A 26776-nucleotide genomic window follows, 5' to 3' on the forward strand; every position below is an offset into this window, starting at 1 on the left:
TTTGTGGGCTGGGCTAGGGTGGGCTCTCTTTGATCTTCGCGTGCTTGCGTTCGCACAGGGGGAGTTGCGTACATGGCCGATGACAAGTTGCCTGAGCCCGAGCGGCTTCCGCTGCCGCCGGACGAGCTGGAGCGGCACAGTCGCAGTGGGGGGCTTCCGTCTTCGTGGCTCCGGAGCCCGGGAGTTTCCGGGATCCACTGACCCCGCTGACGTTGACGCCGGCTCCGCCGCTGCTGGTGCCGCCGGGCGGGGCGCAGCCGCCCGGGCTGCTCCAGCCGCCGGGGCTGCTGCCGCCCCGGGGGCCCGGGGCGTCCGGGCAGGAGCTCGTCATCGAGCCCGCCGTGCTCACCAGGGCCGCCGGGAGTGCCGACGAGATCCACACCGCCTTCACCAAGCCCGCGGCCGCGCTGGAGGAGCCCGCGCGGAAGGCCGCCGCGGCCATGAACGGGTGGGAGTCCGGGAAGAGCCTGCGCACCGCGCACGCGCAGTGGGAGAAGCAGGCCGGAACGGTCGCCGGGTGGCTCGCGCACATCTCCGAGAGCCTGCGCATCGGCGCCCGCGGCTACAAGACCACCGACGCGGGGATCGACCAGTCGTTCACCGGTGTCCGGCGCCCGTCCAAGCTCCAGGGGCTCTGATGTCCACCATCTTCTACCAGGAGATCCTGGAGACCGATCTGGCGCCGCTGGAGACCCTCCTCGCCCAGTGGCGCACCACGCACGAGGCGCTGTCCAAGCTGCCGCGGCGCGTGCGGGACGAGATGCTGAAGCCGCTGCGCGACAAGGGGTACTGGGAGGGCGCCGCGGCCCCGTACGCCTGGCGGATGATCGACGACATCGAGCGGCAGGTCGACTCCGCGACGAAGGTCGCCAAGGCGGCCATCGGTGTCATCGAGGATGCGCTCGGCGAGTTCAAGGCGGTCAAGAAGGACCTGCAGGACGCCGTGCGGCGGGCGCAGGAGAAGGGCGTGTTCATCCAGGCGAGCGGGGTCGCCGCGACCACCGTGTTCAACGGCCAGTGCAAGGAGATCGCTAAGGACTCACCGGAGGCGAAGGCCATCGAGGCGGCCCAGCGGGAGATCAACGGGATCGTCCGGCGGGGCATCGCCGCCGACCGGAACATGGCGTTCGCGCTGATGTCGGACATCGGCCAGGGCCAGTGGTTCAACCCGAACCCCGGGCACAGCACCATCGACACCACGAACCGGATCTCCGAGGCCGACTACAACGCCCTCAACCTCGCGATGCAGGGCAAGGACCCGTACCCCGCGGGCAAGGGCGAGGGCGCGTACTCGCTGGGCTGGGACTGGGTTTCCGGCAGCGGGCCGCGCAGCCGCGAGTACCACGACGGGGACACGATGACCGAGCTCATCAAATCCAGCGTGAGCATGGAGCGGCTGCGCGCCGACACCCTCTCCAAGTGGCAGGAGAACGGGCAGCAGGAGGGCACCGTCAGCTACTCGATCTCCAAGGACGGCAAGCTCGGGGCGCTCCGCAAGCTGGTCGGCACGGACATCCCGGCGATCGTCACCGCCGACGAGGACCACCTCGGCGAGGCGTTCATGGGTTCCTACTCCCTCGACTACAACGTCAAGGGCCAGGACCCCGACGGCTCGCTCGTCGTCGAATACACGCTGAACAACTCGACCAGCAACGAATCGTTCCTGCACTACGTCGGCTACTACGACTGGCTGGAGAACTTCAACCGGGAGGAAGGCGTGTTCTCCACGATCGACCAGAAGATCACGTGGACCGAGCGCGTCCCCGCGGAAGGGAAGTGACCGATGTACCGGCGCAGGGTGCGGGCGGCGGGAGGTATGGCGGCGCTCGCCGCCGTGGCCGGGCTGCTCAGCGGCTGCGGCTCCGACGCGTTCGAGCGGTGCGTCCCGGAGGCCGCGGACACCGCGGGTGCGGCGCAGCTGGCGGGCACGTTCGAGGGTGAGCTGGAGGCGAAGGGCGTCCGCCTGACGCTGGCCCTCACCCCGGGGACGGCCCATGGCGGCAGCTTCACCGTGGAGAACTGGCCGACGGGCGACAGCTCCTTCCACGCCCACCTCGGCAAGGCCTTCAGCGGGTCCGGTACCTGGGTGGTGGATCCGGCGGGCAGTGGCCGGGACCGGACCACGCTCCTCCTGGACTTCGCCGAACCGGAGGGCATCATGCAGGGCGACACCCTCGACAGGCTCTCCATCGGCATCGACGCGAAGCGCACCTTCGTCTACGACGACCCGGACCCCGACGTCTGCCCGGACTTCCGCCTGCGGCTCCGGACGGGGTGACCCGGCCGCCCGGCCGACGGCCGGGCGGGACCGGGGAAGCGGGCGTCAGGAGAGGGGCTTGGCCATGCAGCGGCTGGAGTCGTACTCCCGGTAGTAGCCGAACTTGGCCGTCATCGCGTAGCCCTCCGACAGGTAGAGGGCGATCGCCTCGGGCTGCTTGTCGCCGGTCTCCAGCACCATCCGGACGCGCCCCGCGGCGCGGGCGTCGGCCTCCAGCTCCGCCAGGAGGCGGCGGGCCAGGCCGAGGCCGCGGGCGCTCGGGACGACGTACATGCGCTTCAGCTCGGCGTCGCCGTCCGAGTAGCCCTCCGCGTTCTCGTCCTGGCGGCGCCAGCCTCCGCTGGCGACCGGGGTGCCCGAGGCGTCGTACGCCAGGAGGTACAGGCCGTTCGGCGGGGCGAACATGGCCGGGTCCAGGTGCGTGGCGTCGCCCTCGCCCTGGTAGCGCTCCTGGTACTCGAGCTGGACCTCGTCGTTGAGTTTCACCGCGTCCGGGTGGTCGTACGGCACGGTGCGGATCTCTATCCCGTGAGACATCCGGACATCGTACGGAACGGTCGGGCTATGGTGCTGGGATGCTGACCGTGACCTCCGTGAACGTGAATGGGATCCGCGCCGCCGCCAAGAAGGGGTTCTCCCCGTGGCTGGCCGGGTCGGACGCCGACGTCGTGTGCCTCCAGGAGGTCCGCGCGGAGGAGGAGCAGATCCCGCTGGAGGTCCGCAGGCCCGAGGGCTGGCACACCGTCTTCGCGCCGGCCGCCGCGAAGGGGCGGGCCGGGGTCGCGCTGTACACGCGGCGGGAGCCGGAGCGGGTGCAGGTCGGCTTCGGCAGCACCGAGTTCGACGCGTCCGGGCGCTACCTGGAGGCGGACCTGCCGGGGGTGACCGTCGCGAGCCTGTACCTGCCCTCCGGGGAGGCGGGCACGGAGAAGCAGGACGAGAAGTACCGGTTCATGGAGGCCTTCCTGCCGTACCTGGCCGAGCTGAAGGAGCGGGCCGCGAAGGACGGGCGGGAGGTCGTCGTGTGCGGCGACTGGAACATCTGCCACCGCGAGGCCGACCTGAAGAACTGGCGGACCAACCGCAAGAGCGCCGGCTTCCTGCCCGAGGAGCGGGAGTGGCTCGGCAGGGTCTACGCGGAGGCCGGGTACGTGGACGTGGTGCGCGCGCTGCACCCGGACGCGGAGGGCCCGTACTCCTGGTGGTCCTACCGCGGCCGGGCCTTCGACAACGACGCCGGGTGGCGCATCGACCTCCAGGTCGCCACGCCGGGCCTGGCGGACCGGGCCGTGAAGGCGTGGGTGGAGCGCGCCGAGACGCACCCCGAGCGGTGGTCCGACCACGCGCCGGTGACGGTGGTCTACGGGCTCGGCGCGGTCTGAGGGGGCCCGTCCCCGCGCACCGCCTCGTCCGCCTCGTCCGCCTCCGCGCCGCCCGGCTGCCCGGCCGCCGCCCGCAGGCGGTCCATCGCCATCGACAGCTCCGCCTCGACCACGCTCTTCGCCAGCGGACGCAGCCGCGTGACCGCCTCGGGATCGTCCGGCAGGTGCTCGGCGACCAGCCCGGCGAACAGCGCGGCCAGGGCGTCCGCGTGCCCGCGCACCCGGCGGCCCGTCTCCAGGACCGCCGCGAGCGGGACGCCCTCGCGGACCAGGGCCGAGGAGACGTCGAGGAGGCGGCGGCTGACGTGGACGATCTCGTCGCCGTCGGTGGCGACGTACCCCAGGTCGAGGGAGGCCGCCAGGTTCTCCGGGGTGACCTCGCCCTCGAAGTAGTCGGCGAGCGCCTCCGGGGTCAGCCGGACCGGGGTCTCCTCCGACCAGCCGATGCCGAGCAGCTCGCCGAGCTGGCCGACGTCCCGCCCCCGCTCGAACGCGGCCGTCAGCTCGGCGATCCCGCCGAGGGTGTGGCCGCGCTCCAGCAGGGCGGCGATGGTGCGCAGCCGGGCCAGGTGGTGGTCGTCGTACCAGGCGATGCGGCCCTCGCGGCGCGGCGGCGGCAGGAGCTTGCGCTCGCGGTAGAAGCGCAGGGTGCGGACGGGGATGCCGGCGGCCTCGGCCAGTTCCTCCGTACGGTATTCGCGCAACTTCGTCCCCGCTTCCGTCTCTGCCACGGCCGAAGCCTATGGCGTACCCGCAGTAACTTTCCGGGTGCGACCCCTACCCCTCGGTACGGCGCTGCTCTACCCTCCCGATTGTGCCAGTGATTGCTGGCAGTGTGGCGCGACGGTGCGGCGGCTGGGAGGCGGCATGGGCGAGCACGTGCGGGTGGCGGTCATCGGGGCGGGATTCGGCGGGCTGGGCGCCGCCGTCCGACTGCGCCGCGAGGGGATCACGGACTTCACCGTCCTGGAACGCGCCGACTCCGTCGGCGGGACCTGGCGGGACAACAGCTACCCCGGCTGCGCCTGCGACGTCCCCTCACACCTGTACTCCTTCTCCTTCGCCCCCAACCCCGACTGGCCGCGCACCTTCTCCGGCCAGCCCCACATCAGGGCCTACCTGGAACGCGTCGCCGACACCTTCGGCCTGCGCCCCCACATCCGGCTGCGCCACGAGGTGCAGTCGATGCGCTGGGACGCCGAGCGGCTGCACTGGGAGATCGAGACCTCCGGCGGCGCCCTCACCGCCGACGTCGTCGTCTCCGCGACCGGCCCGCTCTCCGAGCCGAAACTGCCGGAGATCCCCGGCCTCGCCGAGTTCCCCGGGAAGGTCTTCCACTCCGCGCGCTGGGACCACGACTACGACCTGCGCGGCAAGCGCGTCGCCGTCGTCGGCACCGGCGCCTCCGCCATCCAGATCGTCCCGGCCATCGCCCCCGACGTGCAGCGGCTGACCCTCTTCCAGCGCACCCCGCCCTGGGTGATGCCGCGCACCGACCGCGCCATCACCGCCGCCGAACGCTGGCTGCACCGGCAGCTGCCGTTCACGCGGGCCGCGCGCCGCGGGCTGCTGTGGGGCATCCGGGAGCTCCAGGTCGGCGCGTTCACCAAGCACCCGAACCGGCTCGGCCTGATCGAGTCCCTCGCCAAGGCGAACATCGCCCGCTCCATCAAGGACCCGGAGCTGGCGGCGAAGCTGACGCCCTCCTACCGGATCGGCTGCAAGCGGATCCTGCTCTCCAGCGACTACTACCCGGCGCTCGCCCGGCCCCACGTCGACCTCGTCGCCTCCGGGCTGAAGGAGGTCCGCGGCAGCGTCCTCGTCGCAGCCGACGGCACCGAGGCCGAGGCCGACGCCATCGTCTTCGGCACCGGGTTCCACGTCACCGACCTGCCGATCGCCGACCGGGTCGTGGGCGCGGAGGGGCGCACCCTCGCCGACCACTGGAAGGACGGCATGCAGGCGCTGCGCGGCGCGACCGCGGCCGGCTTCCCGAACTGGATGACGATCATCGGGCCCAACACGGGCCTCGGCAACAGCTCGATGATCCTGATGATCGAGTCGCAGCTGAACTACATGGCCGACTACCTGCGCCAGCTGGACGTCCTCGGCGGCCGGGCCGCCCTCGCGGCCCGCCCCTCGGCCGTGGGCCGCTGGAACCGGCAGGTCCAGGCGCGCATGGAGCGGACGGTGTGGAACACCGGCGGCTGCACCAGCTGGTACCTGGACGCGCAGGGCCGCAACACCACCGTCTGGCCGGGCACGACCGGCGAGTTCCGCCGCCTGACGCAGACCGTCGACATGGCCGAGTACGAGGTCCTCCGCGCCCGCGGCGGCCCGAGCGGGCACACCCCCGCCCGGGCCGGCGCGGCCGCCGCCGGGGAGGCCGGCGCATGAGCCGGCTGACGCACGCCCCCTCCGGCCGGTACGCGCCGCCCGCCGCCCGCCGCGAGCTGGTCGCCGTATCCGCCGACGGGGCCCGGCTGCACGTCGAGGAGCACGGCGACCCGGACGCCCCGCCGGTCGTGCTCGCCCACGGCTGGACCTGCTCCACCGCCTTCTGGGCCGCCCCGATCCGCGACCTCGCCGCCGACCACCGGGTCATCGCGTACGACCAGCGCGGCCACGGCCGCACCCCCGCGACCTCCCGCTACTGCGCCACCGCCCTCGCCGACGACCTCGCGGCCGTGCTGCGGGCGGCCCTCGCCCCCGGCGAGCGGGCCGTCCTCGCCGGGCACTCCATGGGCGGCATGACGATCATGGCGGCGGCGGGCCGGCCCGAACTCGACGAGCACGCCGCGGCCGTCCTGCTGTGCAGCACGGGCAGCTCCCGCCTGGTCGCCGAGGCCCGCGTCATACCGCTGCGCCCCGGCCCCCTGCGCACCCGGCTGACCCGCGCCCTCCTCGGCTCCCGCGCCCCGCTCGGGCCGGTGACCCCGCCGGCCCGGCAGGTGCTCAAGTACGCGACGATGGGCCCCGGCTCGGCTCCCGACAAGGTCGAGGCGTGCGCCCGCATCGTGCACGCCTGCCCCACCGCCGTCCGGCACGGCTGGTCCCGGGTCCTCGCCGAACTCGACCTGGACGCACGGCTGGCCGCGCTGACCGCGCCCACCGCCGTCCTCGGCGGCACCGCCGACCGGCTCTCGCCGATCGTGCACGCCCGCAGGCTCGCCGCCGCCCTGCCCCGCTGCGTCGGCCTCACCGAACTGGCCGGCATGGGGCACATGACCCCCGTCGAAGCCCCCGAGGCCGTGGCGGGCGCGGTGCGCGACCTGGCCCGCTGCCACCTCGCCGACCACCCGCAGGAAACCCGGCAGCAGCAGGAGGAGAGGACGCCGTGAGCGCGCACAGGAACCTTCAGGGGCAGGTCGCCGTCGTCACCGGCGCGGCCCGCGGCGTCGGCGAGCTGCTCGCCCGCAAGCTGTCCGCACGCGGCGCGCGGGTGGCGCTGGTCGGCCTGGAGCCGGAGGCACTCAAGGAGGTGTCCGGGCGGCTGCACACCGACAGCGCCCACTGGCACGCCGACGTCACCGACCACGAGGCCATGGCCCGCGTCGCCCGCGAGGTCCGCGAGCGCTTCGGCCGGGCCGACATCGTCGTCGCCAATGCCGGCGTGGCCGCGGGCGGCCCCTTCGCCGACTCCGACCCCGACGCCTGGCGCCGGGTGATCGAGGTCAACCTGGTCGGCTCGGCGGTCACCGCGCGGGCCTTCCTGCCCCTGCTCACCGACAGCCGGGGCTACTTCCTGCAGATCGCCTCCCTCGCCGCGATCACCCCGGCCCCCATGATGAGCGCGTACTGCGCCTCCAAGTCGGGGGTGGAGGCGTTCGCGCACTGCCTGCGCGCCGAGGTCGCCCACAAGGGCGTCCGCGTCGGCGTCGGCTACCTGTCGTGGACCGACACCGACATGGTGCGCGGCGCCGACCGCGACGGCGTCATGCGGGAGCTGCGGCAGCGGCTGCCCTGGCCGGCGAACCGCACCTACCCGCTGGGCCCGGCCGTCGACCGGATCGTCGCCGGCATCGAGCGCCGCTCGGCGCACGTGTACGCGCAGTGGTGGCTGCGCGGCATGCAGGGCGTACGGGGCCACCTGCCCGCGCTGATCGCGGCCGGCGGGCAGCGGGAGGTGCGGCGCTTCGAGCCGCGCCTGGCCGGGGTGTCCAAGGGGCTGGTCGGCGAGGGCGGCGCCGCCGACGAGCGGGAGCGGGGCCGCGCCGCCGGCACGCCCTGACGGACGCCGGGCGGCGGCGGGCCCCACCCCGGGGACCCGCCGCCGCGGCCGCCAGGGCTACCGCGGCGGCAGCTTCGGCCGCCGCAGGTCCGGCACGTCCGTGTAGCCCGGCGGGACCGCGGCCGGCTCCGCCTCCAACAGCTCCAGCGCCAGGTGCACCGCGTCCGCCAGCTGCGCGTGCCGGCCCTCCGCCCAGTCCAGCGGCGTCCGCAGGATCGCGAAGTCCGGCTCCACGCCGTGGTTCTCGACCGACCAGCCGTACTCCTCGAACCAGGCGGCGTTCATCGGCACTGTGATGACCGTGCCGTCGCCGAGGACGTGCCGGCCGGTCATGCCGACGACGCCGCCCCACGTCCGCTGCCCCACCACCGGGCCCAGCCCCAGCAGCTTGAACGCCGCCGTGATCATGTCGCCGTCCGAGGAGGTCGCCTCGTCGGCCAGCGCGACGATCGGGCCGCGGGGCGCGTTGGAGGCGTAGCTGACGGCCTGCGCGTCGCGGGTCAGGTCCCAGCCGAGGATCGAGCGGGTCAGCTTCTCGACGACCAGCTCGCTGATGTGCCCGCCCGCGTTGCCCCGCACGTCCACGATCAGCGCGGGCCGGGACATCTCCATCCGCAGGTCGCGGTTGAACTGCGCCCAGCCCGAGCCGCCCATGTCGGGGATGTGCAGGTAGCCGCAGCGGCCGCCGCTGATCTCGCGGACCACCGCCCGCCGCTTGGACACCCAGTCCTGGTAGCGCAGCGGCCGCTCGTCGATCAGCGGGACCACCGCCACCCGGCGGGCGCGGCCCTCGCCCTCGGCCGGCTCGAAGGTCAGCTCCACGGTGGTGCCGCCGGCCGCCGCCAGCAGCGGGTACGGGCCGGCCACGGGGTCCACGGGCCGGCCGTCGACGTGCGTGAGGACGGCGCCCTCCCGGATCCCGGTGCCGGCCAGCGGGGAGCGGGCCTTGGAGTCCGAGGACTCGCCCGGCAGGATCCGCTTGACGGTCCAGTTCCCGTCGCGGCACACCAGGTTGGCGCCGAGCAGGCCGATGGGGCGCTGGTAGTGCGGGGGGCCCTCGTTGCGGCGGGACGCGGAGACGTACGCGTGGGAGGTGCCCAGCTCGCCGAGGACCTCGCGCAGCAGGTCGGCGAACTCGTCGGGGGAGGCGACCCGTTCGACGAGCGGCCGGTACTGGGCGAGGACGCCGTCCCAGTCGATCCCGCACATCTTCGGGTCCCAGAAGTAGGCGCGGATCAGCCGCCCGGCCTCCTCGAAGGCCTGCCGCCACTCGGCGGGCGGGTCCACCTCGTGCAGGATGCGCCGCAGGTCGAGGTAGACGGTGGAGTCCGCGTCCCCGGACTCGGTGGCGGGGACGGCCCGCAGGTCGCCGTCGTCGTTGAGGACGAGCCGGGTGCCGTCACCGCTGACCGCGAACCAGTCGAGCCCGGAGGCCAGTTCGGTCTTGCGGGCCTTCGTGATGTCGAAGTGCTCCAGGGTCGGCTTGCCGCTGGTGTCGGCCGGATTGGCGAACGTCTCGCCGAGGGCGCCCGAGATCGGCCAGCGCAGCCACACCAGCCCGCCGCCGCTGACCGGCTGCAGCGCCGAGTACTTCGACGCCGACACCGGGAACGGCGTCACCCGGCTCTCCAGCCCCTCCACCTCCACCATCACCGAGCCGTCGCCCTCGCCGGACTCGCCCTCCACCGGGTCGAGGCCGCCCGCCGCGGGCCGCCCGTCGGGGGTGAACGCGAACGGCGAGGGGGTCGCCGACGACAGCGGCACCAGGTAGGGCCGGCAGCCCAGCGGGAACGACAGGTCGCCGGTGTGCACGTCGTAGACCGGGTCGAAGCCGCGCCACGACAGGAAGGCCAGGTAGCGGCCGTCTCGGGTGAAGACGGGGTGGTCGTCCTCGAAGCGGCCGTTCGTCACGTCCACGACGGTCCGCGGCCCCGGGCCGGAGATCCTGGCCATCTTGATCTGCCGCAGCGACCGGCCGATGCCCGGGTGCGACCACGCCAGCCACGCCCCGTCCGGGGAGAACGCCAGGTCGGTGACGGGCCCGTTGACGGACGCGACCAGCTCGGTGACCTCGCCGTTGGACTCCTCCGTCGCGTCGAGGAGCAGCAGCCGCCCGTCGTGCGAGGCGATGGCGAGGCGCTCCCCGTCCGGGTCGGCCACCAGCTCCAGTACGCGCCCCAGCTTCCCGGAGGCCAGCCGGCGCGGCTCCCGCTCGCCGGAGGCGCGCGGCAGGTAGGCGATCTCGACGGCGTCCTCGCCCTCGGCGTCCGTGACGTACGCGACCTGCCCGCCGGTGCCGAGCATCTCCGGCAGCCGCACCCGCACCCCCGGCGTGTCGGCGATCGTGCGGGCCGGGCCGTCGCGGTGCGTGAGCCAGTACAGGCTGCCGCGGACGACGACGGCGCTGGCCCGCCCGGTGGTGTCGACGGACAGCGAGTCGACGTGGTGCGCGGCGGGCACCTGGTGGGTGCGCCGGCCCGCCCGCGGGCCGCCGAGGCGGACCTCCAGCTTCCGCGGCATGCCCCCGGGGCCGAAGTCCTCGACGAGCCACAGCTCGCCGGCGCACTGGTAGACCACGCGGGAGCCGTCGCTCGCGGCATGGCGGGCGTAGAACTCCTCGTGGTCGGTGTGCCGGCGCAGGTCGGTGCCGTCGGGCAGGCAGGAGTAGAGGTTGCCGATGCCCTCGTGGTCGGAGAGGAAGGCGATGCGGCCGCCGACGAACATCGGCGCGTCGAGGTGCCCCCCGATGTCCTCCAGCAGCCGCTTGCCGTGCAGCCAGAGCCGGCCGGTGGCGCCGCCGCGGTAGCGCTTCCAGGCGGCCGGCTCGTGCGGGGGCTTGCCGGTCAGCAGCAGGGTGCGCCGCTCGACGGAGCCGTCCGCTGCCGGCTCGTCGTGCACGGCGATGTCGGACACCGGGCCCCAGGGAAGCCGGCCGCCGGGGGAGCCGTCGGTGGGCAGGCTGTACGCCCACGCGTAGTGGGAGAAGGGCTGCCCGTGCGAGGAGACGGCGAGGATGTCGCTGCGGCCGTCCCTGTCGGGCGGGGTCCAGCCGCAGACCCGGGTGTCGGTGGCGCCCCAGTGGCTGAGCCGGCGGGCCGGGCCGCCCTCGACGGGCGCGAGGTGCACCTCGGGGTCCAGGCTGCGCCACGTGGTGAAGGCGATGTGGCGGCCGTCGGGGGAGAAGCGGGGGTGGCCGATGCGGGTGCGGTCCACCGTGATCCGCCACGCCCGGCCGGGGGAGGTGCCGTCGGGGACGAGCGGGGCGACCCAGAGGTCGTCCTCGGCGGCGAAGCACAGGAGGTCGTCGTGGAGGTGGGGGAAGCGGAGGTACGCGACGTCGTGGCTCACGTCCCCATGTTTTCCGCGGGGAGGGGGCCCGGCAACCCGTACAGGTGATCCAGGCCACGGCGGCAAACGAAACGGAACGGTTTCGTTTCGCTCGGGCGCGGGGTATCCTCTCAGGTGTACGAAACGGTTTCGTTCGACGGGAGGTGCCCGGTGATGTCCGACGAGGTGCCGTCGCGGCGCAGCCGCATCACCCCCGAGCGCGAGGCCGAACTCCACGGGGCGGTCCTCGACCTGCTCCGGGAGGTCGGGTACGAGGCGCTGACCATGGACGCCGTCGCCGCCCGCACCAAATCCAGCAAGGCCACCCTCTACCGCCAGTGGGGGAGCAAGCCGGAGCTGGTCGCCCGGGCCCTTCGCTGCACCCAGCCGGTCCCCCTCGCGGAGATCGACACGGGCAGCCTGCGCGGGGACTTCGGGCTCATGGTCCAGTACTCCGACGACGCGCAGATGGCCAAGGACACCGCCCTGCTGCGGGGCCTGGCGCATGCCGTCCACGAGAGCCCGGAGCTCCACAAGGCGCTGCGGGACCTGCTGGTCGAACCGGAGCTCAACGGCATGCAGCTGATGCTGCAGCGGGCCGTCGAGCGGGGCGAGGTCTCCCCGGACTGCCCCGCCCTGGAGTTCGTGCCGCACGTCATCGTGGGCGCGTTCATCGCGCTCCCGCTGATCGAGGACCGTCCCGTCGACCGGGCCTTCCTCGGAGAGTTCGTCGACGCCGTGGTGTTCCCCGCCCTCGGCGTCTGAGCCGCCGCACGGGACCCGCAGGGCTCCCCGTACGGCAGACAACCGCACAGATGCACCGCGCGGCTCCCACCGCGCACGATCCACCGCACCAGATCCACGCTGCTCCTGACACGCCGCTCTCGTCGTCGGGCCGGCTCTCCACGCCCTGATCCACCCGGATCCATCCCACGACTCGAACGGGAGAACCACTCCAGTGGCCACCTTCCTCTACCGACTCGGCAGGGGCGCCTTCAGGCGCCGCGGCCTCGTCGCCCTCATATGGGTGGCGCTGCTGTTCGCCGCCGGCTTCGGCGCGGCATCGGCGTCCGCCCCCACCTCAGGTTCCTTCTCGATGCCCGGTACGGAGGCCCAGAAGGCCTTCGACCTGCTCGACGAGAAGTTCCCGGGCATGGCCGCCGACGGCGCGTCCGCCCGGATCGTCGTCAAGGCGCCGCAGGGCGCCAAGATCACCGACGAGGCGAACAAGGCGCAGGTCCAGAAGATCGTCTCCGGTATCCAGGAGGGCCCGGGCAAGGCCCAGGTCGCCTCGGTCGCCGACCCCTTCCAGGTGCAGGCCGTCAGCCAGGACGGCTCCACCGCGTACGTGAGCGTCAAGTACACCGTCAGCGGCATGGAGCTGAAGGACGACACCCGCGAGGCGCTCACCGAGTCCGGTGACGCGGCGAAGAAGGCCGGGCTGACCGTCGAGATCGGCGGCGACGCCCTGATGGCGGCCCCCGAGACCGGATCGGGCGAGGTCATCGGCATCCTCGTCGCGGGCATCGTGCTGGTCATCACCTTCGGCTCGCTGGTCGCGGCCGGGCTGCCGCTGCTGACCGCGCTGATCGGCGTCGGCATCGGCGTCTCCACCATCACCGCGCTCGCGAACGTGCTGGACCTCGGCACCACCACCTCCACCCTCGCGATGATGATCGGCCTCGCGGTCGGCATCGACTACGCCCTCTTCATCGTCTCCCGCTACCGCGTGGAGCTCGCCGAGGGCCACGAGCGGGACGAGGCCGCCGGACGCGCCGTCGGAACGGCGGGCTCCGCGGTCCTCTTCGCCGGCCTGACCGTGGTCATCGCCCTGGCGGGCCTGGCCGTCGTCAACATTCCGATGCTGACCAAGATGGGCCTCGCGGCCGCGGGCACCGTCGTCATCGCCGTCCTCGTCGCCCTGACGCTCGTCCCGTCCATCCTGGGCTTCGCCGGCCGCAAGGTGCTCCCGGCGGGAACGAAGAGCAGGCTGTTCGGCAAGGGCCGGCCGGCCGGCGCCGAGCCCAAGGCCAACGCCGGCACCCGCTGGGCGAGCTTCGTGCTGCGCCGCCCCGTCGCCGTGCTCCTCCTCGGCGTGGTCGGCCTCGGCGCGATCGCCGTCCCGGCGGCGAGCCTGGAGATGGGGCTGCCCGACGACGGCTCCCAGCCGGTCTCCACCACCCAGCGCCGGGCGTACGACCTGCTGTCCGAGGGCTTCGGGCCCGGCTTCAACGGCCCGCTGATGGTCGTCGTCGACGGCGACAAGAAGCTGGCCGACGCCGCGGAGGCGCGGATCAAGGGCATGGAGGGCGTGGCCGTGGTCACCCCGCCCGCGCCCAACGAGGCGGGCGACGCCGCGGTGATCACCGTCATCCCGAAGGACCGGCCGTCCTCCGCCGCGACCGAGGGCCTCGTCCGCGAGATCCGCGACGCCAGCGGCGACGAGGTGCTCGTCACCGGCGCCACCGCGATGAACATCGACTTCTCGCAGAAGATGGACGAGGCGCTGCTGCCCTACCTGGCGCTCGTCGTCGGCCTCGCCTTCCTGCTGCTGACGGTGGTCTTCCGCTCGATCCTGGTCCCGCTCAAGGCGGCCCTCGGATTCCTGCTGTCGGTGGTGGCCGCCCTCGGCGCGGTCGTCGCGGTCTTCCAGTGGGGCTGGCTGGGCTCCCTGTTCGGGGTCGAGCAGACCGGTCCGATCATGAGCATGATGCCGATCTTCATGGTGGGCGTCGTCTTCGGCCTGGCGATGGACTACGAGGTCTTCCTCGTGACCCGGATGCGCGAGGCGTACGTGCACGGCGAGCGGCCCGGCCAGGCCATCGTCACCGGCTTCAAGTACAGCGCGCGGGTCGTGGCCGCCGCGGCCGTCATCATGATCGCGGTGTTCGCGGGCTTCATCGGCTCCAGCGAGCAGATGGTCAAGATGATCGGCTTCGGCCTGGCCGTCGCCGTCTTCTTCGACGCGTTCGTGGTCCGCATGGCCATCGTCCCGGCGGTGCTGGCGCTGCTCGGCCACCGGGCGTGGGCGCTGCCGCGCTGGCTGGACCGGATCCTGCCGAACGTGGACGTCGAGGGCGAGAGCCTGCGCAAGCACCTGGCCGGCGGGGACTCCGGCGAGGGGACGGGCAAGGACCGCGAGCTGGTCAGCGCCTGACGTCCGGCGCCCTGCGCCCCTGCACGCCTGCGGCCCGGCCCCGCACCCGCTCCTGACGGCGGGTGCGGGGCCGGGCCGTCCGCGTGTACCGGCGGGTGGGGGCCGGGTCCGGAGCGGGTCCGGGCCGGTCGGGCCCGTTACGCCGGGCGGGTGGCGGGGGCCGGGGCGGAGGCGGAGGCGCGGCGCAGGAAGCGGCGCAGCGCGGCGATGTCGAACTGGATGACGGCGACTCCCTCGGGGGAGTGGAGCTCGACGACGGCCTGGACCCGGCCGCAGGGCCAGACGCGCACGTCGCCGGTGCCGGTGGGGGCCTGGAGCCCTGATTCCAGCAGGGCCCGCGGGAGGACCCACTCGTTGTCGGTGCCCTCGGGGGAGAGGCCCGCAGGGAAGACGATCCGCACGGCCAGCGGCTCGGCGGGCGCGTACCTCAGGGCGACGGGGATCTTCCGGTAGAGCGGATCGTCGCTGATGACACGGGCGATGACGCGTTCCTCGACGCCCGGGACCACGGCGGTGGCGGCCGCGACTGCGGTGAGCGCGGCGGTGGCGGCCCCTGCTGCGGGCCCGGTCGGATTCTCGGCGGTCGGCGACATCGACAAGACTCCTCGAATCGGAACATATAAGTCCGTATTGCCCCCAGCCTCGCACATTCCCACGAAAGTGCGAGGCGCTTTTCGTGACCTCCCCGCTCTTGCCCATGGTTTGCAGGTGAGCCTTAATCTTGAGTGGATAAAGATTTTGTCAGCTCAAGGACGGCAGGAAGCGGAGCCAGCCATGCACGTGCCCGACGGATTCATCGACGCCCCCGTGTCCGCGGCCGCCGGTGTCCTCGCCGCCGGCGCGGTCGCCGTCAGCCTCCGCGGCGCCCGCCGCGAGCTCGACGAGCGCACCGCCCCGCTCGCCGGACTCGTCGCCGCCTTCATCTTCGCCGTGCAGATGCTGAACTTCCCGGTCGCGGCCGGCACCAGCGGGCACCTCCTCGGCGGGGCGCTCGCCGCGATACTCGTCGGCCCCTACACCGGAGTGCTGTGCATCTCGGTCGTCCTGCTGATGCAGGGCGTCCTCTTCGCCGACGGCGGGCTCACCGCCCTCGGCGTCAACATCACCGTCATGGGCGTGGTCACCGTGATCACCGCCCACCTCGTCTTCCGCGGCCTGCTCGCCGTGCTGCCGCGGGGCCGAGGCTCCGCCCTCGCGGCCGCCTTCGCCGCCGCGCTCGTCTCCGTGCCCGCCTCCGCCGCCGCGTTCACGCTGCTGTACGCCGTCGGCGGGACCACCGACGTGCCGGTCGGCAAGGTGCTCGCCGCCATGCTCGGCGTCCACGTCCTGATCGGCATCGGCGAGGCCGCCATCACCGCCGCGACCGTCGGCGCCGTCCTCGCCGTCCGGCCGGACCTCGTCCACGGGGTCAAGGGCCTCGCCGCCCCGCTGAAGCTCCGCGTCGGCGGCGAACTCGTCGACGCCCCGGCCGGACCGGCCGCCGAGGCCCCCGCCGCCGGTCCCGCCCGCTCCGGCCGCGCCGTGTGGGCCGCCGGCCTGGCCGCCGCCCTCGTCCTCGCCGGCTTCGTCTCCTTCTACGCCTCCGCCAGCCCCGACGGCCTGGAGAAGGTCGCCGCCGACCAGGGCATCGACGCCAAGGCCGACCAGTACGAGCACGCCACCGCCGACTCCCCCCTCGCCGACTACGGCGTCAAGGACGTCGACGACGAGCGCCTCTCCGTCGGCCTCGCCGGCGTCATCGGCGTCGGCGCGACCGTCGCCGTCGGCACCGGCGTCTTCTGGGTGGCCCGCAGCCGCCGCACCGCCGCCGCCCGCCCCGCGGCCGACCCCGAAACCTCGGCGGTCTGACATGGGGGCGGGCCACGCCCACCGGCTCCACCTGGAGCGGAACTCGCCGGTCCACGCACTGCCGCCGCACTGCAAGATCGTCGCCGCGTTCGCGTTCGTCCTGGTCGTCGTGTCCACCCCGCGCGAGGCGGTGTGGGCCTTCGGCCTGTACGCCCTGCTCCTCGCCGCCGTCGCCGCCGCGGCCCGCATCCCACCCGGGTTCGTGCTGCGCCGGATGCTGGTCGAGGTGCCGTTCGTCGCGTTCGCCGTCCTCATGCCGTTCGTCGCGGAGGGCGAGCGCGTCGAGGTGCTCGGGGCCTCCCTGTCCGTCTCCGGGCTGTGGGGCGCCTGGAACGTCCTCGCCAAGGGCACCCTCGGCGTCGCCGCCTCCGTCCTGCTCGCCGCGACCACCGAGCTGCGCGCCCTGCTGCTCGGCCTCCAGCGGCTGAAACTGCCCCCGATGCTCGTCCAGATCGCCACCTTCATGATCCGCTACGGGGACGTCATCGCCGACGAGCTGCGCCGGATGTCGATCGCCCGCCGCTCGCGCGGCTTCGAGGCCCGCGGCATCCGGCACTGGGGCGTCCTCGCCAAGACCGCCGGCGCCCTGTTCATCCGCTCCTACGAACGCGGCGAACGCGTCCACCTCGCGATGGTCAGCCGCGGCTACACCGGCTCCATGCCGGTCATCGACGACGTCACGGCCACCCGCGCCCAATGGGCCCGCGCGGCCGCACTCCCGGCGGCAGCCCTCGCCGTCTGCCTGATCGGATGGACCCCGTGACCCCTGCCCCGCCCGCACCCGCCCCCTCGCTGGAGGTCTCCGGCCTCGCCTACGCCTACCCCGACGGCCACCAGGCCCTCTTCGGCGTCGACCTCACCGTCGGCCGCGGCGAGCGCGTCGCCCTCCTCGGACCCAACGGCGCCGGCAAGACCACCCTCGTCCTCCACCTCAACGGCATCCTCGGCGGCGGCGTCGGCACCGTCCGCGTCGCCGGGCTGCCCGTCGCCAAGCAGCACCTCGCCGAGATCCGCCGCCGCGTCGGCATCGTCTTCCAGGACCCCGACGACCAGCTGTTCATGCCGACCGTCCGGGAGGACGTCGCCTTCGGGCCGGCCGCCGCCGGACTGCGCGGCGCCGAGCTGGAGGAACGCGTCCGCGAGGCGCTGGAGCGCGTCGGCATGGCCGGCTTCGCCGACCGGCCCCCGCACCACCTCTCCTTCGGGCAGCGCCGCCGCGTCGCCGTCGCGACCGTCCTCGCCATGCGGCCGGAGATCCTCGTCCTGGACGAGCCCTCCTCCAACCTCGATCCGGCCTCCCGCCGCGAACTCGCCGACATCCTCCGCTCCCTCGACGTCACCGTCCTCATGGTCACCCACGACCTGCCCTACGCCCTGGAGCTGTGCCCCCGCTCGGTCGTCCTCAGCGAGGGCGCCATCGCCGCCGACGGCCCCACGCAGGAACTGCTCTGCGACGAGGACCTGATGCGCGCCCACCGCCTGGAGCTGCCCTTCGGGTTCGACCCGCGGTCGGTCCGGGTGGCACAGTCGGGGGCATAAGCGGGCACAGGTGGGAGTTGGACCGCACGTGAACATCCAGGGTGAGGTGGCGGAGGGCTACGAGGCCGTCCGCGACGCCTTCGTACGCAACTTCGAGGTGCTCGGCGACCGGGGCGCGGCCGTGGCCGTGTACCGGGACGGCCGGCGGGTCGTCGACCTGTGGGGCGGCACGCACGACGTCGACGGCACCGACCCGTGGACGGCGGGTACGGCGCAGGTGGTCCGCTCGGCCACCAAGGGCGTCGCGGCCGCCGTCCCGCTGCTGCTGCACCAGCGCGGGCTCCTTGACCTGGACGCGCCCGTCGGCGACTACTGGCCCGAGTTCAAGGCGGGTGGCAAGGAGGGCGCCCTCGTCCGCGACCTGCTCGCGCACCGGGCCGGCGTACCCGCCCTGGACGTGCCGCTGACCCCGGAGGAGGCCGCGGACGGGCTCTCGGGCGCCCGGGCGGTCGCCGCGCAGCGGCCGTTCTGGGAGCCGGGCACGGAGCACGGCTACCACGCGCAGACCTTCAGCTGGCTGCTGTCCGAGCTGGTGCTCCGGGTGACCGGCGCCTCCCTCGGGTCCTGGCTCGCCCAGGAGGTCACCGGCCCGCGCGGCCTGGACTTCTGGATCGGGCTGCCGCAGGCGGTCGCCGAGACGGGGCGGGTCGGCCGGGTCGGCGCCGTCGAGCCGCCGCAGTCGGCGGGGGCGCTGCGCACGCGGCCGCGGCGAAACGTTTCGGAAGCGTACGCCGACCCCGACTCCCTCACCCGGCGCGCCTTCGCCGCGATCACCCCGCTCGCCGACGAGAACGCCCCCGCCTACCGGGCCGCCGAACTCCCCGCCTCCGCCGGCATCGGCACCGCCCGCGCCCTCGCCGGCCTGTACGCGTCCCTGATCGGGGACACCGAGGACGGCCCCCGCCTGTTCACCCCCGAGACGACCGCCCTCGCGGGCACCGAGCTGTCGTCCGGCTCCGACCGGGTCCTCGTCGTCAACACCCGCTTCGGCCCGGGCCACATGCTCCACAGCCCGGCCTCCCCGATGCTGTCCCCCGCCTCCTTCGGCCACCCGGGCCGCGGCGGCTCGCTGGCCTTCGCCGACCCGGAATCGGGCACCGCCTTCGGCTACGTCACGAACGCCCTGGCGTCCTCGGTCACGGCGGACCCTCGAGCCCAGGCCCTCGTCCGCGCCCTGCGCACGGCCCTCTGAGGGCGGGGGCCTGCCCTCTCGGTACGGCCGGTGTACGGGCGTTCAGCGGACGACGGGACTGCGGCCGGACCGCCAGTCGTCGATCCGCTTGCGGATGCTCGGGACCATCGGCAGAGCGTCGACCGCCTCGGGGGCGAACCACGCCACCTCGTGGGACTCCTCCGAGGCGCGCAGGGTCCCGCCGGTGGGGCGGGCCAGCAGGCAGATGGAGAACTCCTGCCGCACTTCGCCGTCGTCATAGGCAAACACGTGCCCCGGGTTGGTGTACGTTCCCACGATCCCGGTGATCTCGACGGTGATGCCGGTCTCCTCCAGCGTCTCGCGGGCCGCGCACTGCCCGATCGACTCCCCGAGCTCCATCACCCCGCCGGGCAGTGCCCACATCCCGTTGTCGGCGCGCCGCTGCAACAGGATGCGGCCGGCGTCGTCCACGACGACCGCCGACGCCGCCGGCCGCAGGCTGTTCGCCTTCGGGGCATCCGGGGCGTCCTCGTAGTCACGCCTGGCCATCGCCGCCACCCTCCGGGATGTCCCGGCCGCGGCTCCACAATTCTTCGACGTGCGCGGCGAAGCGGTCGAACATGCCGTCCGCCTGGCAGCGGCGCAGGTGCATCATCGGAGAGTCGTGCCCGACCTTGCGGGTCAGGTGCGGCGTCACGAGCATCTCGTCGTCGAATCGGAAGACGGAGAGGCCGACGTGGCCGGTCTCGAAACGCCCCTCGACGGCGGGTACATCCCGGAGCTTCGCCAATTCGGCGAGGGTGACGGCAATCCGCGTCGAGAGTGTGAGCGGTACGCCTTCCTCTTCCTCGCGTGCGGCCGTCACCGGGCTGGCAGGGTCGCCGACCAGGAAGCGGATTCGGCATCCGGCCTGCGCCTTGCGCCGTAGTGCGGCGCTCAGGTTCGCCTGTTCCAGCCACAGAAAGTAGTTGGTGTATCCGGCGAAGAAGAGCTCACGTTGCGCCTTGGTGATCAGAGTGCGCCAGAGGCTCGTGGGTGCTGCCGAGCGGTACGGGTAAACCTGGACGAGTTCGCGGTTCGGCCCCGTCGTGAGAGCCGAACGAATCGCTGTGGGCCACAAGTCCTGTTCCTCCTCGCCTAGAGCCTCGCAGGCCGCCCACCGGTGCCGGGCATGAGGGATGCGGCCGGGCTCGGTGATCCAGCGCGCCACCGTCTTGGCGTCGACCCCGCAGCGCTCTGCGAGCTGCGCCTCTGTCATGTTCGCATCGGCAAGGGCGCGGCGCAGGGCCTGATTCATGCGTTGCCTCCGAGGACGTGGAGCCTGGACGAAACGCTAGCCAAGGAACGTCCCAAACGTCCTCAGAACGGGGTGGTAACGCCCCTTTGGGCACCCCACCATCGAGACCGCATCAGTGTGAGGGCCACCAAGCCTGTGGGGCGGAAGGGCATATCAGGAATGGCACAACAGCATGCGAATCGCGAACGGGTTGGGGAGCCGGTCGACGCCGCGCCGGGCGTCGTGCCCCGGAAGGCGTTCGGCCCGGAGGGCCTCCCCGCGGGATGGGCACGGCTGACGATGCCGCGGCCGGGGCCCGTCGACCCCGCAGCGTGCGGGCAGTGCGGGCAGCTCCGTGACGAGTTGCAGACGGCGGCAGCCCGCGGGTACGGAATCGCGGAGATCACCGAGTGCACGCTCGTGCACATGCGGTTCGGCCACCCGGCCGATCGCCGCACGTTCTCGTCTCCCCGGGCCGGAGGTGGGGTGCGTGGCTGAGTGTCTGGACTACGTGAGGTTCCCCGCCGCGCTGGTCGAGGAGATCGCGCGGCGGCGGCCGGAGGACGGCGCTCGCGTCAACGCCCTGTGTATGGACCTGCTCTGCCACGACGGCCCGCACCTCGCGCCCCTGTTCGCGGTGGGCGGCCGCCGCGCGGCCACGGTGTGGGTGCGGTGGTCGGCCGCGGCCGTCCCCGAGCTCGTCGAGTTGGCGGACTGCCGGGAGCCGCACGTCGGGGGCGCGTGCCCGCTGTACGCGGGCCACGACCCGGACGCGGCACCGTGAGGGCAGCGCCCTCAGTGGTTCAGGACCGCCGCCACGATCGGGCCCGCCGCGTCGCCGCCGTGGCCGCCGCCTTCCACCATGGCCGCCGCCGCCACGTCGCCGCTGTAGGCCGTGAACCAGCTGTCCGGGCTGCCCGCGCCGTCGACCTCCGCCGAGCCGGTTTTCGCCCCCTTGTCCGAGCCCCGGACGCCCGCCATCGTCTGCGCGGCCGTGCCCGACGCGGCCGTCAGCCGCATCATCTGCACCAGCTGCCGCGTCACCGCCGGCTTCATCGTCCGCTCGGCGCGGGCGAGGGGCCGCCCGTCCAGGCCGGGTGCGACCAGCACCGGCTGCCGGAAGACCCCGCTGCGCGCCGTGGCCGTGATCGAGGCGACGTTGAGGGGGTTCATCGTGATCCGGCCCTGCCCGATGTACGCGGCCGCCGCCGCGGCGCCGGTCGCCTCGGGCACGCTGCCGTCGACGGAGCGCACGCCGGTCTTCCAGTCGAGGCCGATCCCGAAGACCTCGCGCGCCTCCTTCGCCAGCGCCCCGTCGTCGTCCACGGTCTTGATGCGCTTGATGAACGATGTGTTGCAGGAGCGGGCGAACGCCGTCGCGAAGTCGGCGCCGCCGGGCAGTTCGAAGCCGCGCAGGTTGTGGAAGGGGCGGCCGCCCCAGGAGACCTCCTTCGTGCACTGCGCAGGCTGGTCCGCCCCCGCCGCGCCGCGGTCCATCAGCATCGCCGCCGTGACGATCTTCATCGTGGAGCCGGGGGCGCGGGCGCCCTCCATGGCCGCGTTGAAGCCGTCCTTGCGGTGGTTGGCGACGGCCAGGACGTGCCCCGTGCTCGGCTGGATCGCCACGACCGACGCCTCCGGATAACGGGCCACCGCCTTCTCGGCCGCCGCCTGCACCCGGGCGTCCAGGGTGGTCTCCAGCTTTGCCGGCTCGCCCTCGGCCAGCGTCAGCAGCGTGCGCCGCGGCGCGTCCGGGAGGGCCGGCTCGATCCACAGCTCCGCGCCGGGCCGCCCGCCGGCCTTCCCGCCGTACGTGCTGCGCAGCTGGTCCAGGACCGGCCGCAGCGACGGGTAGCGCTGCGGGTCGAGCTCCTCGCCGCGCCGGTCGACGGCCTTGACCGGCGGCGCGGGCGGCGGGCCGGCCCGCAGCTCCTCGCCCCGGCCCAGCTCGGGATGGACCACCGAGGGCTGCCAGTCGACGAGCGGCTTCCCGGTCGTCTCCCCGCGCACCACCGTCAGCTTCGAGGCGTACGCGAGGGGCTTCGCGGCGCCCTCGTGGGCGACCTCCGCGGCCACCGTGAACGGGATGGCCGTCCCCTCCGGCGCGCCGGGCGTGAACACGGCCTTGCCGATGTGCGCCTTGTCCCGGTAGCCGGCCAGCGCGGCCTGCGCGGCGGCGGCGTTGTTCGTCAGCTCGGCGGCCTCGCGGTCCTTCCCGGCGGCCCAGGCGGCGAGGAACGCCTTCGCCGTCCGGGCGGCCTCGTCACCGGTGACGGGCCCACTGCCCCTCGCGGGCGCGGCGGTGCTCGCAGCCTCGCCGCCGCCCGCGCCGTCGACCAGCGCGTACACCCCCAACGCGGTGCCGCCGACCATCGCGAGGAACACCCCGCCTATGACCGCGCCTTTCGCTGCCCCGTTCATTCCGCGCCCTCCCCGGATCATCCGTCTCCTTGAACGCGTTCAAGGACCCTCCGGCGGACGACCTTACGCGCCGTGCGCATGCCATGTGCACCTTGTTGCAGGAGCCGGACATTCCGGATCGGGTCGGAGGGGGCCGGCGCGGGTGGCGCCGGCCCCGTCGCGGCGGTGATGCCCGAGCGGTCAGGTCCCCGCGGCACAGCGCAGGGTGACCCTGAAGACCTCCGACGACACGCCCGTCTCCGAGCCCTGCTGGGGCACCGTGAGCTGGGCCGTCACCGTCGGGGCGTCGGCCGCGGGGTTCGCCCTCGCCGGGGCGGTGATGGTGAACTCCGGCACCGGCGTGCTCGGCCCGGTGAACTTGACCGTGGGCTGCGACTGCTTGCCGGTGCTGCCCACCCACTTGACCTTGACGTCGCCGGTCCCCGTGCCCTTGAGCGTCCCCGCGAACGTCACCGCGGTCGTCTGGTTGCACGGAACGGTCGGGGTGTCGGGCTTGGTCGCGACGACGTCCGCATCGGCGATGTCGACCTTCACGGGGGCCGGGGCGTCCGCGCACGGCACGGTCGAGCCGCCTCCCCTGCCCTGTGCCCTGATGCTGTAGGTCCCGTCCCGCAGGTTCTTCGCGGTGAGGTTGCCCTGCGCGTCGACCCGCGTGTCCGCCGGCCTGCCGCCGGCCCGGTTGATCGTGACCCTCTGGTTGGCCGCGAAGCCGGTGAGCACCACGTCCACGCGGTTCTGGGCGTTCGCCGTGGGTTTCAGCTGGCACGCCGGCGCCGCCGGTACCTGCACGGCCGCGGGCTCGGCGGGCGCCGCCTGGGCCGCCACGGCCGGGGGCAGGGCCACCGCGGAGGCCAGGAGAGGGGCGAGGAGTGCACAACGACGTTGCCGATTCATGCGGTTCCCTCCATGGCAGGGATTCCTGCCTGGGTGTGTACGGAATCGGAGTCCGGGCTCGCCATGGCGGGTGGCGCGGTACGGGTCGCGGCCCGTGTCGACGCGGTCGGCCGGTCCGGGATCGGCGCCCGATTGCCTGCAGCGGGGGCGGTCTGACGCACCGCCACTTCCGGCTGCGGCCGCCCCGCGCCATGGGGCTCCTCATCGAGCATAACCGGCAGCGGCACAGGCGGCCTCCGGACGCGGAAGGGCCCCGGCGCCGACCGGCGCCGGGGCCCCTCGCCCGCCCCCTCAGACCCAGGTGTCCAGCCACATGCGGCTGCGCCAGGAGTCCATCGGGATCGCCTGGCCCGTGTAGATCGGCCAGAAGTAGATGAAGTTCCAGACGATCAGCAGGACGAGGACGCCCGCCGCCACCGCGCCGAGCGTGCGGCGGCGTTCCGTCGAGTCGCGGGGGCCCAGGAGCGCGCCCACCGTCATCGCCAGGGCCAGGCACAGGTACGGGACGAACACCACCGCGTAGAAGTAGAAGATGGTGCGCTCCTGGTAGTTGAACCAGGGGAGCAGGCCCGCGCCCACCGCGCACGCGATGGCGCCCGCGCGCCAGTCGCGGCGGAAGAACCACCGCCACAGCACGTACAGCAGGGCGAAGCAGCCCGCCCACCACAGCAGCGGTGTGCCGAGGGCCAGGACCTCGCGGGCGCACTTGCCCGCCTCCGTCGCGGGGCAGCCGTCCGTGCCCGGTTCCGGGGACTCGTAGAAGTAGGAGACCGGCCGGCCGACGACCAGCCAGCTCCACGGGTTCGAGTCGTACGTGTGCCCCGAGGTCAGGCCGACGTGGAAGCTGTAGACCTCCGTCTCGTAGTGCCACAGGCTGCGCAGCCACTCCGGCAGGAACGACAGCGGGCTGTTCTGGTCCTGCTTCGCCGCCCAGTCGCGGAAGTAGCCGCCGCGGCCGTCGTCCGGGCTGAGGATCCAGCCCAGCCAGGAGGCGACGTACACCCCGACCGCCACCGGCACCGTCGAGACGAAGCCCGGCAGGGCGTCCCGGCGCAGCATCGCCGCGTACGGGGCGCCCGCGCCGGCGGTGCGGCGGGCCGCCGCGTCCCACAGGACCGTCAGGATCCCGAAGAACGCCAGCGTGATCAGGCCGTTCCACTTCGTCCCGAAGGCCAGGCCCAGGCAGACGCCCGCCAGGATCCGGTACGGGCGCACGCCCAGCCGCAGCGTCTCGGCGATCGCCGCGTCGGGGCGGGTGCGGCCCTCCGCGTCCACGGGGAGCGCCGCCGCGAGGCGCTCCCTGGCCCGGTCGCGGTCGACGAGCAGCGCCCCGAACGCGGCCAGCACGAAGAACATCAGCACCAGGTCGAGCAGCGCGGCCCGGCTCATCACCAGGTGCAGGCCGTCCACGGCGAGCAGGCCGCCCGCGAGGCAGCCCAGGAACGTGGAGCGGAACAGGCGGCGCCCGATCCGGCACAGCAGCAGCACCGACAGCGTGCCGAGCACGGCCGTCATGAACCGCCAGCCGAACGGGTCGAAGCCGAACATCCACTCGCCGAGCCCGATGACCCACTTCCCGACCGGCGGGTGCACCACGTACCCGGGGTCCGCCGGCAGGGCCACCCCGTCCGGGTTGGCCAGGATCGACTTGTCGATGTCCTTGGGCCAACTCGCCTCATAGCCCTGCCGGATCGTCGCCCACGCGTCCTTCGCGTAGTACGTCTCGTCGAATATCACGGCCTTCGGGCTGCCCAGCTGCCAGAACCGCATCACCCCGGCGACCAGCGCGACCGCGACCGGCCCGGCCCACGCCATGACGCGCTGCCAGGTCGCCGCCGCGGCGGCGGAGAAGCCCAGCGCGGCCCACAACTGCCCGGAGGGACGGGCGTACGGGGGCACCAGGCGGGCGCGTACGTCCGCCGGGCGCGCTCCGGCGGGCGGCGCGTAGCCGAAGCCGCGCAGCCGGCGCAGCCAGGGGGACGGCTCTTGTGCCCGGCCCGCCGGCGGGGCGGTCGGGGCCCCCGCGGGGCTGGGCGGCGGCGTCGCGGTACTGGTCACCGGGTCATCGTAGGGAACGCCCGGTCGCGATCCACAGTGCCGTGGCAGTGCGCTCCGCCGTGCTGCCCGCCGCCGGAGCGTGTGCCGGGCGGGACGGCTGAGAGGATGGACGGGTGACGACCGACCAGCCCACCCGTACCGGAGCCGCCGCCGACGGCGTGCTCGTCCTCGCCGGCACCCCGATCGGCGACCTCGCCGACGCCCCGCCCCGCCTCGCGGCCGAGCTGGAGCGGGCCGACGTGGTCGCCGCCGAGGACACCCGCCGGCTGCGCCGGCTGACCCAGGGGCTCGGCGTGCACACCACCGGCCGGGTCGTGTCGTACTTCGAGGGCAACGAGTCCCAGCGGACCCCCGAGCTCGTCGAGGCACTGGAGGACGGCAAGCGGGTGCTGCTCGTCACCGACGCCGGCATGCCGTCCGTCTCCGATCCCGGCTACCGGCTCGTCGCCGCCGCCGTGCAGCAGGACATCAAGGTCACCGCCGTACCCGGGCCGTCCGCGGTGCTCACCGCGCTCGCCCTGTCCGGGCTGCCCGTGGACCGCTTCTGCTTCGAGGGCTTCCTGCCGCGCAAGGCCGGGGAGCGCCTCGCCCGGCTCCGCGAGGTCGCGGCCGAGCGGCGCACCCTCGTCTACTTCGAGGCCCCGCACCGGCTCGACGACACCCTCGCCGCGATGGCCGAGGTCTTCGGCGCCGACCGCCGGGCCGCGGTCTGCCGCGAGCTGACCAAGACGTACGAGGAGGTCAAGCGGGGCGGCCTCGGCGACCTCGCCGCCTGGGCCGCCGAAGGGGTGCGCGGCGAGATCACCGTCGTCGTCGAGGGCGCCCCCGAGGCCGGGCCCGCCGACCTGGACGCCGCCGAGCTGGTGCGCCGGGTGCGGGTGCGGGAGGAGGCGGGGGAGCGGCGCAAGGAGGCCATTGCGGCGGTCGCCGCCGAGGCCGGCGTACCCAAGCGGGAGGTGTTCGACGCCGTCGTCGCGGCAAAGAACGCGGCCGAAAAGATGCCGTAAGAGGGTAAAGGGATAACCTGAAAAGCAAAGCTCGGACCGCGCACCGGGCGCCTCGGGCATGAGTCGCCCAAGGACCGTCCAATTCTCGACATGGCCTGATGCGCTCCCGCCCGGTGAGGCGTCCACTGGCAATGGCACCAGTGGAAGAAGAGGAGCTGGCATGAGTGAGATCGCAGACACCCCGGCAGCCGCCCCCGTCCCGGCC

At 73.7% G+C, this 26776-nt stretch carries 24 protein-coding genes; 15 read left to right on the forward strand and 9 right to left on the reverse strand.

Going from position 1 to position 26776, the window contains the following annotated elements:
* Positions 1-212 precede the first annotated feature (212 nt).
* The 3 genes from EF903_RS33895 to EF903_RS08980 are packed head-to-tail and all read left to right on the forward strand — an operon-like array spanning position 213 to position 2278.
* A complete protein-coding gene (locus tag EF903_RS33895; protein ID WP_185902584.1) occupies positions 213-638 on the forward strand; it encodes a hypothetical protein in 426 nt (141 codons plus the stop codon).
* Positions 638-1780, forward strand: coding sequence for a hypothetical protein (locus EF903_RS08975; RefSeq protein WP_125542637.1), 1143 nt, complete (start codon positions 638-640; stop codon positions 1778-1780). The genes EF903_RS33895 and EF903_RS08975 overlap by 1 nt, the downstream gene beginning before the upstream one ends.
* Positions 1781-1783: 3 nt before the next feature.
* Positions 1784-2278 (forward strand): hypothetical protein, encoded by a 495-nt coding sequence (locus EF903_RS08980; protein WP_125542639.1) that lies wholly within the window; start codon positions 1784-1786, stop codon positions 2276-2278.
* A 45-nt stretch (positions 2279-2323) separates the two neighbouring features.
* Here EF903_RS08980 and EF903_RS08985 read toward each other — a convergent pair whose 3' ends face one another.
* On the reverse strand, positions 2324-2815 hold the full coding sequence (locus EF903_RS08985) for a GNAT family N-acetyltransferase (RefSeq protein ID WP_125542641.1): 492 nt from the start codon (positions 2813-2815) through the stop codon (positions 2324-2326).
* A gap of 38 nt (positions 2816-2853) precedes the next feature.
* On the opposite strand from EF903_RS08985, the gene EF903_RS08990 reads away from it, so the two are divergent.
* On the forward strand, positions 2854-3660 hold the full coding sequence (locus EF903_RS08990; protein ID WP_185902585.1) for an exodeoxyribonuclease III: 807 nt from the start codon (positions 2854-2856) through the stop codon (positions 3658-3660).
* Here EF903_RS08990 and EF903_RS08995 read toward each other — a convergent pair.
* The gene (locus EF903_RS08995) at positions 3639-4391 is read right to left on the reverse strand and encodes a MerR family transcriptional regulator (protein ID WP_125542643.1); all 753 of its coding nucleotides are present in this window, start codon (positions 4389-4391) and stop codon (positions 3639-3641) included. The genes EF903_RS08990 and EF903_RS08995 overlap by 22 nt on opposite strands.
* Positions 4392-4527: 136 nt before the next feature.
* Between EF903_RS08995 and EF903_RS09000 the strand changes: the two genes are divergently transcribed.
* From EF903_RS09000 to EF903_RS09010, 3 genes are read left to right on the forward strand one after another with little or no spacing between them, the layout of a single operon-like run.
* Entirely contained in the window at positions 4528-6057 is a 1530-nt protein-coding gene (locus EF903_RS09000; protein ID WP_125542645.1) for an NAD(P)/FAD-dependent oxidoreductase, read from the forward strand.
* Positions 6054-7001: an alpha/beta fold hydrolase gene (locus EF903_RS09005; protein ID WP_125542647.1), complete on the forward strand. Its 948-nt coding sequence runs from the start codon at positions 6054-6056 to the stop codon at positions 6999-7001. The genes EF903_RS09000 and EF903_RS09005 overlap by 4 nt, the downstream gene beginning before the upstream one ends.
* Positions 6998-7891, forward strand: a complete 894-nt coding sequence (locus EF903_RS09010) for an SDR family oxidoreductase (RefSeq protein WP_125542649.1) — start codon at positions 6998-7000, stop codon at positions 7889-7891. Before EF903_RS09005 ends, EF903_RS09010 begins: the two co-directional genes overlap by 4 nt.
* 57 nt (positions 7892-7948) lie before the next feature.
* Here EF903_RS09010 and EF903_RS09015 read toward each other — a convergent pair whose 3' ends face one another.
* Complete coding sequence (locus EF903_RS09015) at positions 7949-11239, reverse strand: S41 family peptidase (RefSeq protein ID WP_125542651.1); 3291 nt, start codon at positions 11237-11239, stop codon at positions 7949-7951.
* 153 nt (positions 11240-11392) lie between these two features.
* On the opposite strand from EF903_RS09015, the gene EF903_RS09020 reads away from it, so the two are divergent.
* A complete protein-coding gene (locus tag EF903_RS09020) occupies positions 11393-11983 on the forward strand; it encodes a TetR/AcrR family transcriptional regulator (protein ID WP_125542653.1) in 591 nt (196 codons plus the stop codon).
* A 193-nt stretch (positions 11984-12176) separates the two neighbouring features.
* Positions 12177-14375 (forward strand): MMPL family transporter, encoded by a 2199-nt coding sequence (locus EF903_RS09025; protein ID WP_125542655.1) that lies wholly within the window; start codon positions 12177-12179, stop codon positions 14373-14375.
* Between the two features lie 137 nt (positions 14376-14512).
* On the opposite strand, the gene EF903_RS09030 is transcribed toward EF903_RS09025, so the two are convergent.
* Positions 14513-14968, reverse strand: a complete 456-nt coding sequence (locus tag EF903_RS09030; protein ID WP_125542657.1) for an SsgA family sporulation/cell division regulator — start codon at positions 14966-14968, stop codon at positions 14513-14515.
* Between the two features lie 181 nt (positions 14969-15149).
* Here EF903_RS09030 and EF903_RS09035 point away from each other — a divergent pair, with 181 nt between their 5' ends.
* Genes EF903_RS09035 through EF903_RS09050 form a run of 4 tightly spaced genes read left to right on the forward strand, consistent with a single transcriptional unit; the run spans position 15150 to position 18954 of the window.
* Positions 15150-16223: an energy-coupling factor ABC transporter permease gene (locus EF903_RS09035; protein WP_125542659.1), complete on the forward strand. Its 1074-nt coding sequence runs from the start codon at positions 15150-15152 to the stop codon at positions 16221-16223.
* A gap of 1 nt (position 16224) precedes the next feature.
* Positions 16225-16986: a cobalt ECF transporter T component CbiQ gene (gene cbiQ, locus EF903_RS09040; protein ID WP_125542661.1), complete on the forward strand. Its 762-nt coding sequence runs from the start codon at positions 16225-16227 to the stop codon at positions 16984-16986.
* The gene (locus EF903_RS09045) at positions 16974-17762 is read left to right on the forward strand and encodes an energy-coupling factor ABC transporter ATP-binding protein (RefSeq protein WP_125542663.1); all 789 of its coding nucleotides are present in this window, start codon (positions 16974-16976) and stop codon (positions 17760-17762) included. Before cbiQ ends, EF903_RS09045 begins: the two co-directional genes overlap by 13 nt.
* 28 nt (positions 17763-17790) lie before the next feature.
* A complete protein-coding gene (locus EF903_RS09050; protein WP_125542665.1) occupies positions 17791-18954 on the forward strand; it encodes a serine hydrolase domain-containing protein in 1164 nt (387 codons plus the stop codon).
* 42 nt (positions 18955-18996) lie between these two features.
* Here the strand turns inward: EF903_RS09050 and EF903_RS09055 are convergent, their stop codons facing one another.
* Together EF903_RS09055 and EF903_RS09060 are read right to left on the reverse strand one after the other, a co-directional pair.
* The gene (locus EF903_RS09055) at positions 18997-19464 is read right to left on the reverse strand and encodes an NUDIX hydrolase (protein ID WP_125542666.1); all 468 of its coding nucleotides are present in this window, start codon (positions 19462-19464) and stop codon (positions 18997-18999) included.
* Positions 19451-20212 (reverse strand): DUF5919 domain-containing protein, encoded by a 762-nt coding sequence (locus tag EF903_RS09060; protein WP_125542668.1) that lies wholly within the window; start codon positions 20210-20212, stop codon positions 19451-19453. Before EF903_RS09060 ends, EF903_RS09055 begins: the two co-directional genes overlap by 14 nt.
* Before the next feature lie 469 nt (positions 20213-20681).
* Between EF903_RS09060 and EF903_RS09065 the strand changes: the two genes are divergently transcribed.
* Complete coding sequence (locus EF903_RS09065) at positions 20682-20975, forward strand: hypothetical protein (protein WP_125542670.1); 294 nt, start codon at positions 20682-20684, stop codon at positions 20973-20975.
* 11 nt (positions 20976-20986) lie between these two features.
* Here the strand turns inward: EF903_RS09065 and EF903_RS09070 are convergent, their stop codons facing one another.
* The 3 genes from EF903_RS09070 to EF903_RS09080 all read right to left on the reverse strand — a co-directional run bounded on the left by EF903_RS09070 (position 20987) and on the right by EF903_RS09080 (position 25564).
* Entirely contained in the window at positions 20987-22612 is a 1626-nt protein-coding gene (locus EF903_RS09070) for a penicillin-binding transpeptidase domain-containing protein (RefSeq protein ID WP_125542671.1), read from the reverse strand.
* A 180-nt stretch (positions 22613-22792) separates the two neighbouring features.
* A complete protein-coding gene (locus EF903_RS09075; RefSeq protein ID WP_125542673.1) occupies positions 22793-23506 on the reverse strand; it encodes a hypothetical protein in 714 nt (237 codons plus the stop codon).
* 291 nt (positions 23507-23797) lie between these two features.
* Entirely contained in the window at positions 23798-25564 is a 1767-nt protein-coding gene (locus EF903_RS09080) for a dolichyl-phosphate-mannose--protein mannosyltransferase (RefSeq protein WP_125542675.1), read from the reverse strand.
* A gap of 113 nt (positions 25565-25677) precedes the next feature.
* Here EF903_RS09080 and rsmI point away from each other — a divergent pair, with 113 nt between their 5' ends.
* On the forward strand, positions 25678-26571 hold the full coding sequence (gene rsmI, locus EF903_RS09085; RefSeq protein WP_185902586.1) for a 16S rRNA (cytidine(1402)-2'-O)-methyltransferase: 894 nt from the start codon (positions 25678-25680) through the stop codon (positions 26569-26571).
* The last annotated feature ends 205 nt before the right edge of the window (positions 26572-26776 follow it).

Source organism: Streptomyces sp. WAC05292 (assembly GCF_003949955.1).
Lineage (GTDB): Bacteria > Actinomycetota > Actinomycetes > Streptomycetales > Streptomycetaceae > Streptomyces > Streptomyces globosus.

Coding starts and splice junctions, on each gene's coding strand:
- EF903_RS08980 (WP_125542639.1), top strand. CDS start 1,784: ATGTACCGGCGCAGGGTGCGGGCGGCGGGAGGTATGGCGGCGCTCGCC.
- cbiQ (WP_125542661.1), top strand. CDS start 16,225: ATGGGGGCGGGCCACGCCCACCGGCTCCACCTGGAGCGGAACTCGCCG.
- EF903_RS09055 (WP_125542666.1), bottom strand. CDS start 19,464: ATGGCCAGGCGTGACTACGAGGACGCCCCGGATGCCCCGAAGGCGAAC.
- EF903_RS08990 (WP_185902585.1), top strand. CDS start 2,854: ATGCTGACCGTGACCTCCGTGAACGTGAATGGGATCCGCGCCGCCGCC.
- EF903_RS08985 (WP_125542641.1), bottom strand. CDS start 2,815: ATGTCTCACGGGATAGAGATCCGCACCGTGCCGTACGACCACCCGGAC.
- EF903_RS08975 (WP_125542637.1), top strand. CDS start 638: ATGTCCACCATCTTCTACCAGGAGATCCTGGAGACCGATCTGGCGCCG.
- EF903_RS09020 (WP_125542653.1), top strand. CDS start 11,393: ATGTCCGACGAGGTGCCGTCGCGGCGCAGCCGCATCACCCCCGAGCGC.
- EF903_RS09035 (WP_125542659.1), top strand. CDS start 15,150: ATGCACGTGCCCGACGGATTCATCGACGCCCCCGTGTCCGCGGCCGCC.
- EF903_RS09000 (WP_125542645.1), top strand. CDS start 4,528: ATGGGCGAGCACGTGCGGGTGGCGGTCATCGGGGCGGGATTCGGCGGG.
- EF903_RS09045 (WP_125542663.1), top strand. CDS start 16,974: ATGGACCCCGTGACCCCTGCCCCGCCCGCACCCGCCCCCTCGCTGGAG.
- EF903_RS09070 (WP_125542671.1), bottom strand. CDS start 22,612: ATGAACGGGGCAGCGAAAGGCGCGGTCATAGGCGGGGTGTTCCTCGCG.
- EF903_RS09075 (WP_125542673.1), bottom strand. CDS start 23,506: ATGAATCGGCAACGTCGTTGTGCACTCCTCGCCCCTCTCCTGGCCTCC.
- EF903_RS09030 (WP_125542657.1), bottom strand. CDS start 14,968: ATGTCGCCGACCGCCGAGAATCCGACCGGGCCCGCAGCAGGGGCCGCC.
- EF903_RS09060 (WP_125542668.1), bottom strand. CDS start 20,212: ATGAATCAGGCCCTGCGCCGCGCCCTTGCCGATGCGAACATGACAGAG.
- EF903_RS09005 (WP_125542647.1), top strand. CDS start 6,054: ATGAGCCGGCTGACGCACGCCCCCTCCGGCCGGTACGCGCCGCCCGCC.